The 11,747-nt window shown below is 34.6% G+C and carries 8 protein-coding genes; 7 read left to right on the top strand and 1 reads right to left on the bottom strand.

Annotation, left to right across the window (positions count from 1 at the left end; genetic code table 11):
• Nucleotides 1–59: 59 nt before the first annotated feature.
• The 6 genes from AC2H4K_RS08795 (at nt 60) to AC2H4K_RS08770 (ending at nt 6,340) form a co-directional block, all read left to right on the top strand.
• On the top strand, nt 60–1,880 hold the full coding sequence (locus AC2H4K_RS08795; protein WP_281139276.1) for a TonB-dependent receptor: 1,821 nt from the start codon (nt 60–62) through the stop codon (nt 1,878–1,880).
• A 305-nt stretch (nt 1,881–2,185) separates the two neighbouring features.
• Entirely contained in the window at nt 2,186–2,872 is a 687-nt protein-coding gene (locus AC2H4K_RS08790) for a hypothetical protein (protein WP_348634886.1), read from the top strand.
• Nucleotides 2,873–2,924: 52 nt separating this feature from the next.
• Entirely contained in the window at nt 2,925–4,352 is a 1,428-nt protein-coding gene (locus AC2H4K_RS08785) for a flotillin family protein (RefSeq protein WP_281139277.1), read from the top strand.
• 12 nt (nt 4,353–4,364) lie between these two features.
• The gene (locus AC2H4K_RS08780; protein WP_281139278.1) at nt 4,365–4,841 is read left to right on the top strand and encodes a hypothetical protein; all 477 of its coding nucleotides are present in this window, start codon (nt 4,365–4,367) and stop codon (nt 4,839–4,841) included.
• 112 nt (nt 4,842–4,953) lie between these two features.
• Nucleotides 4,954–5,814: a cupin-like domain-containing protein gene (locus tag AC2H4K_RS08775; RefSeq protein WP_281139279.1), complete on the top strand. Its 861-nt coding sequence runs from the start codon at nt 4,954–4,956 to the stop codon at nt 5,812–5,814.
• Nucleotides 5,815–5,854: 40 nt separating this feature from the next.
• Nucleotides 5,855–6,340: a DUF6646 family protein gene (locus tag AC2H4K_RS08770; protein ID WP_281139280.1), complete on the top strand. Its 486-nt coding sequence runs from the start codon at nt 5,855–5,857 to the stop codon at nt 6,338–6,340.
• Between the two features lie 141 nt (nt 6,341–6,481).
• Here AC2H4K_RS08770 and AC2H4K_RS08765 read toward each other — a convergent pair whose 3' ends face one another.
• The gene (locus AC2H4K_RS08765) at nt 6,482–7,012 is read right to left on the bottom strand and encodes a regulatory protein RecX (protein ID WP_493742327.1); all 531 of its coding nucleotides are present in this window, start codon (nt 7,010–7,012) and stop codon (nt 6,482–6,484) included.
• Nucleotides 7,013–7,160: 148 nt separating this feature from the next.
• On the opposite strand from AC2H4K_RS08765, the gene AC2H4K_RS08760 reads away from it, so the two are divergent.
• Complete coding sequence (locus AC2H4K_RS08760) at nt 7,161–11,744, top strand: DUF8693 domain-containing protein (RefSeq protein WP_493742326.1); 4,584 nt, start codon at nt 7,161–7,163, stop codon at nt 11,742–11,744.
• Nucleotides 11,745–11,747 lie beyond the last annotated feature (3 nt).

The following is an 11,747-nucleotide window of genomic DNA, read 5'->3' as shown; positions in this document are numbered from 1 at the left end:
TGGACTATTTTAATCGTCCGGAAAGTTACGACTTTTGCAGTGTTAAAATTAACCCTGTAATGATAAATAAACTCACGCTTTTCTCATTTACTTTTTTTACTATACTCTGTGTGAATGCTCAAGAAGTTCAAAAACAAGAGCTCGATTCGGTAACCTTAACCTCAACACGAATTGATTTACCATTCAAAAAAAACTCGAGAACTATCACTATTATTACTAGCTCTGACATTAAAAACAGTGCTGCAATAAACCTTCCAGATTTATTACAACAAGTCGCTGGCATAGATATTAGACGTCGTGGTACTGGTGGAAGTCAAGCCGATTTACATATTAGAGGTGGTGGTTTTGATCAAACTTTATTACTTATTGATGGTATAAAAATGGATGATGCACAAACGGGCCATCATACTCTAAATGCAGCTTTACCTCTTGAAGTCATCGAACGTATCGAAATCATTAAAGGTCCTGCGGCAAGAGTGTTTGGACAAAACGCCTTTAATGGAGCAATAAATATCATAACTAAAAAGCAGTTAGATGATTCCGTTTCTGTTAATGCCGAAACGGGTTCTTTTGGCCAACTTAATGCTAACGTTACAGCTGGTGTAGATTTAGAAAATTCATCGCACATTATTCATGTGGGTAAAATGACTTCTGAAGGCTATAGAACCAATACCGATTATGAAAATTCTAATTATGTTTTAAAGAGTATTTTCAATAAAAAGTCGCAAGCCATAGAAATGATTACCACGTTTATGGATCGAAAATTTGGTGCCGAAAATTTCTACACAAATAATCCAACTTTTCATGAGTACGAAGAAACGCAGAACAGTTTAATCGCTTTTTCAACAACCTTCAGAAAAAATAATTTTAAGATTAAACCGCGTGTGTATTGGAAACGTAACCAAGATATCTTTCTGCTAAGACGGGATGATCCTGCTTTTTACAGAAACGTTCATATTTCTGATAAGATTGGTACTGAAATCAATACGTCTTATACTTCAAAATTTGGTGTTACTGGTTTTGGTATCGACATGTCTAAAATTTATTTACGAAGTAATAATTTAGGCAACCGCAATCGCTTTATGAGCAACGTCTTTTTAGAACATCGTTTCAGTTTGCTAAATGAGAAATTAGATATTACACCAGGTGTGGCCTTAACCTACTTTTCAGATTTTAAATTTCATGCCTTTCCTGGTGTAGATATTGGCTACGATTTAACGGATAATTTCAAAATTTATGGTAATGTTGGTTACACTTACAGAGTACCTACTTATACAGATTTGTTTTATAACGATCCTGTTACCAACGGTAATGAAAATCTAGAACCAGAAGAAGCTTTTGCTCAAGAGCTTGGTCTTAAATATAATTCATCAAGACTATCGGCAAGTGTAGCGGTTTTTAATAGAGATGCCAAAAACTTAATTGATTTTATAAGAGCTGATGTTTCTGAAGATGCATTTACAGCAACTAATATTACGGAAGTTAATACAAAAGGCTTTGAGTTTGATGCTAACTATAATTTCAACATCTATAACTACAGACAAAACGTATCTTTTGGGTATTCCTATTTAGATGATAATATTTTAGATCAGAACGAAGCATTATCGCGTTATTCACTAAACACATTAAAACACCAATACATTACACGTTTAAGCACACAGTTGTTTAAAAATGTAAGTCAGAATATAATTTACAAATATGCCGAGCGCACCACAGGACAAACCTATAATGTTTGGGATGCTTCAATTGCTGTAAGATTTAAACAAGCTGAATTTACAGTAACAGCAAACAATATTTTTAATACCGACTATATTGAATCTGGTTTTATACCAATGCCTCCAAGTAATGTGTTGTTTGGTTTACGATATACGTTTAAGTAAATAGAAAAACTACATATCTAACTATAAATCCTGTCCTAACTGACAGGATTTTTTTGTTTCTATTGTAACAAAATCTGCCCTCAAGCTACTAATATTATTGAAAGTAGTATTTTATTTTAAACTTTTAGAGCTCAAAAAGAGGGGTATAAATCGCTAAGACTAACCATCTAAAATTGTTGTTGATATTTCCGAACATTGGATAATTTACAATCCAAAAAAGTTCTCAAAATTTCCAAGACTTATAAGTTTTTATGATGGCCAAGCTTTATCGAAAACTTTCAAAAATAAGATAGAATAATCTTACAATGATTCTTATATTTATTAATTCATTTAAATCTTACATTCCTATGGCTGAATGGTTTTCAAATTTAGATTTTTTACCAAAAGTATATTGGATAGTTGCTATTACAGGCTCTATAATTTTTGCAATCGTAATGGTTATGGCATTTGTAGGTGGTGACGCAGATGATATTGGAGATATTGATGCAGATCTCGATTCTGATGTTGGCGCTGGCTTTCAATTTATTTCTTTCAAGAATCTAGTTGGCTTTTTTACCATATTTGGGTGGAGTGGTATTGCTTGTATAGACGCTGGCTTGTCTACACCTGTTACTATAGTTATTTCCATAATCTCAGGACTACTAATGATGGTTGTAATGGCATCTCTATTCTATTTTATCAGTAAACTTTCAGATAGTGGGACACTCAACTACAAAAACGCAATTGATGCTGTTGGTGAAGTTTACTTAACTATAGGTGCAGATCGTTCTAAAATTGGAAAAGTGAGCGTTAATGTTCAGGGAACTATCCGAGAGCTAGATGCACTAACTGACTCACTAACCGAATTAAAATCAGGTACTGTTATTAAGGTTATTGACGTAACTTCTAATGGTATTCTAATTGTAGACCAAACTCGAAAGGCTATTGAAGCCACGGTGATTCCTAAAAAAGAATTAGGAGAAGGGAAAGGCTACTTAATTGACAATGAATAAAATTTATATTTCAAAACTCACAACAATCTATTAACCATTAAAACCACATTAAATGAACTTACTCTCTATTCAAGAAAATTTTAATATGGAAAGTATAGGTGGTCCTATGCTATTTATATTTATCGCACTCTTTATTGTTCTCACTCTAATTATTCTTATAAAACGCTATAAACGCTGTCCTTCTGACCGTATTTTAGTCGTTTATGGTAAGGTTGGTGGTGGTCAATCTGCCAAATGTATCCATGGTGGTGCTGCCTTTATTTTACCTGTGATTCAAGACTATGAATATCTGGATTTAACACCAATTTCTATTGAGGTGAATCTAGTTAATGCATTATCTAAACAAAATATTCGTGTAAATGTTCCATCACGCTTTACTATTGGTGTTTCAACAGAACCTGGTGTAATGCAAAATGCTGCAGAGCGTTTATTAGGTTTAGGTTTACCAGATATTCAAGAGTTAGCTAAAGAAATTATTTTTGGTCAGTTACGTTTAGTTGTGGCTTCTATGGATATTGAAGAAATCAATAACGACCGAGATAAATTTCTGACAAATATTTCTCAAAGTGTTGAGACCGAATTAAAGAAAGTAGGTCTTAAATTAATCAACGTAAATATTACTGATATTGTTGATGAATCTGGATATATTGAAGCTTTAGGTAAAGAAGCTGCAGCACATGCTATTAACGCTGCTCGTAAGTCGGTGGCTGAGAAAACTAGAGATGGTTCTATTGGTGAAGCAAATGCAAAACAAGATGAACGTTCTCAAGTAGCTGCGGCTAATGCCAAAGCAGTTGAGGGAGAAAACACTGCTAAAATATCGGTTGCCAATTCTGACTCCTTACGTCGTCAACGCGAAGCTGAAGCTGAGCGTGTGGCTATAGCTTCAGAAAAAGTACAAGCAGCAAAAGCCTTAGAAGAGTCTTATGCAGCAGAGCAACAAGCTGAAAATGCTAGAGCTGAACGTGAACGTTCGTCCCAAATGGCAGATGTTATTGTACCAACAGAAATTGCTAAACGTAAAGCTGAAATTGATGCCGAAGCAGAAGCTGAGCGTATAAGAAGACGTGCAAAAGGTGAAGCAGATGCTATTCTATTTAAAGCACAAGCGGAAGCAAAAGGCCTTTACGAAGTATTGACCAAACAAGCAGCTGGTTTAGATGAAATCGTAAAAGCAGCTGGCAATAATTCTAAAGATGCTGTCTTATTATTAATTGCCGATAAATTGCCTGAATTAGTAAAAACACAAGCAGAAGCCATTAAAAATATAAAAATAGATAAAGTAACTGTTTGGGAAAATGGTGGAAATAAAGATGGTAAGTCTTCAACATCTAACTTTATTTCTGGAATGTACAAAGCTGTGCCACCATTACAAGAAATGTTTAATATGGCTGGTATGGATTTACCTGAGTACCTCAAAGGTAAAGACAAGAAAGAAATTGAAGCTGACGATGCTGAAATTGAGAAGTCTAAAGAATAATTTATTTTTCAATTGAACAAAATAACTTACAAAAGACCAGCACCCAAGTTAAAGCGCCTTTATGGTGCTGGTCTTCTTTTCTTTGGTATCCTTTCTGCCCTGTCAGGAAACATTTTAGGTATTATATTTATATTCAGTAGTCTATTCTTTTTTAAATATGACGGAATTGAGATAGATTTTGAAACCAAAAAATATAGAAACATTTATGGGATTCTAAATTTTAAATTCGGAAAATGGGAAGACTTACCAGATATTGAATATGTTTCTGTATTTAAAACAACTCAAACTTCAAGAGTTTGGGTATCTACAGCTAGTACTGTTGTTACTAACACATCCATAAAAGTTAATTTATTTTACAACACCAATAGAAAATTAGAAATCTATGAAAGTGAAAAAAGCGACGATGCCTTTAAAATTGCAAAGGAAGTTGCTTTACATTTAGATATTGATATTCTTGATGCTACAAAAAAAGAATCAGAATGGCTTTAAAAAAGTACAGTCATCATAGTCTTTACCAAAAGCTTCATTAGTTAAATTTATCATACAATGAAATTCCGTTTGGTAACGTTTTCTTAACTTTGACACTTTAAAGTTTTAACCCTTGCAACTAGACCTTCAAGACATACCTCGTGTAAAAACTATCACGAAAGAAGATTTTATCAAAAATTATTTCAAACCACAAAAACCTGTGGTTATTGAGTGTTTTATTGAAGATTGGCCTGCCTATTCTAAATGGAGTTTAGAATATATGAAAGAGGTCGCTGGTGACAAAACGGTTCCGCTTTACGATGATAGACCTGTAGATTACAAAGAAGGGTTTAATGAAGCTCATGCCAAAATGAAAATGAGCGACTACATAGATTTGCTGAAACGCGAACCTACTAAATTCAGGATTTTTCTTTGGAATATTCTAAAAGAAGTCCCTCAACTTCAAAAAGATTTTAGCTATCCAGATTTCGGATTACGCCTAATGAAAGGTTTACCAATGCTATTTTTTGGTGGTAGAGATTCGTACACTTTTATGCATTATGACATTGATTTGGCTAACATCTTTCATTTTCATTTTGAAGGTAAAAAGCAAGTCATTCTTTTCGATCAAAAACAGAACAAATATTTATACAAAGTACCACATTCTTTAATTACACGAGAAGATATTGACTTTGCCAATCCAGATTTTGAAAAATGGCCAGCATTAAAGCATGCCAAAGGTTGGGTTTGCGATCTTAATCATGGCGAAGTGCTCTACATGCCTGAAGGCTATTGGCATTATATGCGCTATATAACTCCTGGATTTTCTATGAGTTTAAGAGCTATAGCACGTAATCCAAAAAACTTAGGTAAAGCTCTGTATAACATCTTCTTAATGCGAAATTACGACAACCTTATGCGTCGTATAAAAGGGCAAAAATGGATTGACTGGAAAAACGAAAAAGCCATTACCAAAACTAGGCCTTATGCCTAAATTTGTATATTTGTCCTAGTTAAAAAAACAAGAAAAATACATGAAAAAACTTATAGTTATCGTAGCATTATTGGCTGCTGGTTTTGTAAATGCTCAGGCATTTAATGGAAAAGGAGATCAAAAGTTTCAGGTTGGTGCTAACTTTCAAGATGAGGCTACAGGTCTTAATCTTACTTACGATTACGGATTAGGAGAAAATATCTCTGTAGGTTTATCGTCTTCCTACGCTTTAGGTGTTGATGATGTAATAGCAGATCTAACCGATTTTGGAGATCGTTTTGATCTTAAAGCGCGTTTCAATGCCAACTTAGGAAACGTTATTAATATTGATGAAAATTTTGATGTGTATCCTGGTTTAAGCCTTAGCTTAAAGAACTTTGGAGGTCATGTAGGTACACGCTATTTCTTCTCTAGTGGTTTTGGATTATATGCTGAAGCAGCTTTTCCGCTAGCAAAATATGATGATAATGTAGATTTATTTTACAATCAATTCACTTTTAATATTGGTGCGAGTTTTAACTTGTAACTACTGTCATTCTGAACTGTCACACTGAGCTTGTCGAAGTGTTGTTTCAGAACCTGAGACACTACAAAAATGAGATGCTGAAATCAAAGATTCAGCATAACAAAATAAAAAAAGCCTTTTCTTATATCTGAAAAGGCTTTTTTATAAATATTCATTAAGCTTTTCGTACACTAAATGACTTTCCCAACCTCTGTATAATAGATAGTCGGCTACCTTTTTTTTCTTTTTATAGATGTTCTTTTCTTTGACTTGATCAATTCGTTTTTGAGTCAATTCATCTAAGGTTTTGTAATAATCATCCAAGTCAATTTCCTTTAGTGCCACATCGATACTATATTTAGAAATATCTCGAAATTTTAGTTCTCGTACTAATCGATTTTTACCCCATTTTTTTATTCTGAATTTTCCATTGACAAAAGCTTTAGCAAAGCGTTCTTCGTTGAGATAATTCTCTTGAATAAGATGCACCATAATAGCATCAATAGCTTGTGGAATCATCTTCATGGTTTTTAGCTTATCCCTAACCTCTTTATGACAACGTTCTTGGTAGGCACAATAGTTTTCTAGCTTTTTTTGAGCCTCATCAACGGTATATGTTTTATTGTTTTCCACTAGGTCAAAAATACAAATTGCTAAGGCATTAGCATAAGCCTTATTACAGCTAATTTTCATAGCAATTGTAGTTAATCGTCGGAATCTGAATTTCGTAGGGTTTTTCTCAATAAAGCATAACAATTTCTTAATAAATCCATATCTTTCAACCCACTGAGATACAGTTGCTTTAACGTATCTTTGTATTTGATTAATCCTTTCTATCCCTATGAAAAAGAATTACTACGTAACTCTAATATTCCTATGTCTTGGCCTGACTTTTGGGTTTGGGCAAGTTTTAAATAACGACTGCTCTGTACTAACTGGAACATGGACCTTTAACAGTGTTGACCAAAATGGTGGATATTGGTTGCTAGACGACAATACAGACTATGTGATAAGCGAACCTTTCGGTGCTTATGATAACTTAGTCTTAACGTCTAACCTTAGGTCTTATGGTTCTGGAAGTGCACCTGAATGTACTATAGAAATTTCTGATGATGGCGGTCTCTCTTGGAGTGCTGGTTCAAACATTGTTAGTGGTATACCAAATTCTTATACTGATTACACTTATAATATTGGGACACTAACAGGATCAAATAACTTGATTAGATGGAGAAGATCCAACGGTGCAAGAGGTCTTAGAATAAACAATATTCAACTAACAGGAAATCCTATCTTTACAAATACAGCACTACAATTTACCTCAGCAGCATCTACTATAGCTGAAGATGGCTTGTATATTGATATATGCGTTAGCATTACAAACCCTTCCACTTCTGTAGCAACAACTGTAGATATTGCTTTAGATGGAAGTTCTACCGCAACTAATGGTACAGATTATGATGATGGTGCTGGTACGCCTGCCTCCATAGTATTTCCTCAATCATTAACTTTCCCAGCAAACAGTAGTACAGATGAGTGTATAACCATTTACATTTCAAATGACGACACTGATATTGAAGGAGATGAAACGGTAGTTTTAAATCTAACAAACCCTAGTGGTGGAGATTCTGCTGCTTTGGGCACAGACACAACACACACACTTACAATAACTGATAATGATGTGGCTGCTGTAGCCGATGTTGTAATAACAGAGATAATGTATAATTCAACAGGCACAGATGATGAATGGATAGAGATTTGTAATGTTTCTGGAAGCCCTCAGGTTTTAAACGATTATACGATTGAAGTTGGTGGTTCCACTGAATTTACCTTTCCTTCAAGTGGAGTTATCATTGCAGATGGAGATTGTATTACAGTGTCTTTAGGCAGTAATGGTGATGGCACTTATAATAATGATTGCCCATTTACACCAGATTACGGAATAGATGCTTCTACATCAAATACTGATAACCTTGTAAATAGTTCCGAAACCATTTCTTTAATCGCATCTGATGGTACGACTACGATAGACGAAGTTACCTATGACGATGCTGATGATAATTCTACAGATGGGAATGGGTCTTCTTATCATGTTGTTGACAGTTCTTTAGACAACTCTAACACAACTACGAATTGGCAAGGAGTGGTTGATGGAGGTAGTCCTGGTATTAACTCATTAGTATCTCCTTGTTCTGCTCTTGAACCAGAAATAAATGTAGAAGGGGACATAGGCTCTTTTCCAGACATAGCCAACGGAGACACAACTCCTAGTTTCTTAGATAACACACAATTTAGCGATCAAATAATCCTTGTTGGTTCTCAAACAAAGTCATTTATAATTGAAAACTTAGGAACACTAGATTTATCTGTAAGTGACATTCAAATTGTAGGTGTCGATGCTGCAGATTTTTCTGTAACACTGCCTTCTAGCTTACCTTTAACAATATCTCCTAACACAGAAATAATATTTGATGTAACGTTTGCTCCTCTCTCAGTTGCTGGTACTAGAAATGCTACTGTTAGAATTACAAATAATGATAGTGCTGATGGAGAGGGAGAAGAAATATATGAATTTGCAATTAGAGGCGAAGCTATCTGTGATGCATCATCAAATGTATTGACACCTCTTACTGGCCCTGATAATACCATTGTTACAATAACCGGAAATGATTTAGACGGATCAACTTTTGTAGAATTTGATGGTGTTGTAATACCACACACAAGTGTTTCAAGTACAGAAATAGAAATTACTATTCCTGCTAATTCTTCGTCTGCTAATATTCAAGTTACAAATAATATTAACTGTCAAAGTTCAGATTTTTTCACAATCATTGATAATGCAATTGGATCCTGTGAAGGAAGTGGCGGAATAGCACCTACAGATCTTTTTATAAGTGAGATTACAGACAAAAGTCCTGGTTCGCACTCATATATTGAATTGTATAATGGTACGGGAGGGCTTATCGATCTTACTCACTATGAAATTCGCATCCATAATAATGGTAATGCTTCACCTGGATCGAGTGTTGCTGATTTAACTGGAAGCATGCCTAATAATACGACATATGTAATTGCTATTGGAGGCTCTAATGCCACAGACCCAGAAGGAGGCTACACAGCGGATGAGTTTTATGGTTTTGGAGGAATAAATGACAATGATAATATAAGGTTATATTATGATGATGGTGTCACTGAAACTTGGATTGATCTTTGGGGAGATACCTCAGGAAATACCTTCACTGTTTCCACTAATGACTATACATATAGGAGAAAAAATTCTGGTATTACAGCACCAAGCACGACTTGGGATGCTAATGATTGGGATGTTTATACACCAATAGACTATAGTGACATTGGATACTATGATTTTTCAACAGGTGTACCACCAACTGTAACAGGCATATCTAGTTCTACAACGGCATGCAATGAAGTTACAATTTCAGTAAGTGCTTCCGAAGGATTTTCAGGTAGTAATCCTTTGGCATATTATTGGTATGCTTATGATCCTGCAAATGCAGGTTTAGGCTGGCAAGCCATATCAAATGGTGGTATTTACACAACAAGTATAGCTTCACCTGATTTAATTATTTCTGATACAGGTAGTGTTTTAGATTTTCAATTCTATTGCCAAGTTAGAGAAAATGATGCTAGTTGTTATGACGCTTCAAACGCTATAAAAGTGACTTTAAGTGGAGCTACTTGGGATGGTACAAATTGGATTTGGAATGACGGAACAGCTACTGATACTATGCCAAACATTACAACTAACGTTATCATAAATGGTAATTATGATACTTCTGCTGGAGGCGTACAAACAAGTTTTAGCGCTTGTAGCTTAGTTGTAAATAATGGTTTTGATTTAGATATTACAAATGGAACTTATATAGAGATTTCTAACGATATCACAGCTAATGGTAATATAACTGTTTTTCCTCAAGGCTCAGTAGTTCAAATTGATGATTTAGCTACAGTAACTGGTAGTGGCACAATGACTGTGCAAAAAGAAACGACGTTATTAAATACGCAATACGATTATACCTATTGGAGTTCACCTGTTGTTGGTGAAACTATAGAAAACCTATTTGGATTGGTCCCTAGTTATGGTAAGCATTATTTTGAAGCGGCTAATTTTGTTGATGTGTTAGACGAAATAGATAATACAAATACTTTTGATCCAGGGCAAGATGATTTAGATGACGATGGTAATGATTGGCAACCTGCTTCTGGAACGATGCAAGCTGGTGTTGGTTATGCTGCCATGCCAAGTGTTGGTGGTCCTGCATTCCCAGTTGCACAACAATTTGCTTTTGTTGGCCCTTTTAATAATGGTGTTGTATCTCAACCTTTGGTAAACAATAGTGGCGGCGTCTATAATGATTGGAATTTTATAGGTAACCCATATCCAAGTGCTATTAGTACAGCAACATTTTTTAGCGTAAACTCTGGTATTACTGATGCTATCTATCTTTGGAGTCAAGCAACACCTCCTAATGCTACTTTATCTGGTAGTGATGGCCAAAATTTTTCAGCTTCAGATTACGCCGTTATTTCAGCTAGTGGTGTGAATACCGCAGGAGGAGATACTTCATTAATACCTAATGATTATGTACCATCTGGACAAGGATTTTTTATTGAAGCGCAAACTACTGGTCCTATTGTATTTAATAATTCAATGCGTGTTACTGGCAACAATAACCAGTTTTTTAGAAGTAATGAAACAAACAAAGAAGTGCTTTGGTTAAACTTAACTTCTGATAATGGTGTAGCCAATCAGCTTGCCGTAGCCCACTTAGAAGGCGCAACAGATCTTAATGATGGTACTTTTTATGATGTAAAACGTAATATGTCATCTCCTGTACATGCAGCACTTTATTCTACAATTGCTGGAGAAGATACCGAGTTTGTAATACAAGGAAAAAATTACAGCAGTTTAGATCTTGATGAAGTTATTACTCTAGGGTTTAAAACAACTATAGAATCACCAACAACATACACTATTTCTATAGCGCAATTTGTAGGAGCATTTTATACTGATAATGACATTTATTTGAAGGATAATTTATTGAATATTACTCACGATATTAAAAATTCAGATTATAACTTTACTTCAACAACAGGCGTGTTCAACAACCGTTTTGAGGTTGTATTTGTAATAGAAGCGCTTTCTATAAATGACAATGTTATTTCAGCTAACGATATAACTATTTCTGAATTACAAAATGGAGAAGTAAGGTTTTCAACAAGTAAAAAAGTTACCATTACTAATGTTGAAATTCTAGATGTTTTGGGAAGACAGATCTATAATCTTAAAGGAAATAGTTCAACTGAAACTTATAACTTATCTCAACTAAATAACGCTGCTTATATTGCTAAAATAAGCCTTTCTAACGGCCAAGTGATTAGTAAAAAAGCGATTAAGCAACGCTAATTA

This window comes from Winogradskyella sp. 266wxhm (assembly GCF_058964685.1).
This window is presented reverse-complemented; position numbering and strand designations above follow the sequence as displayed.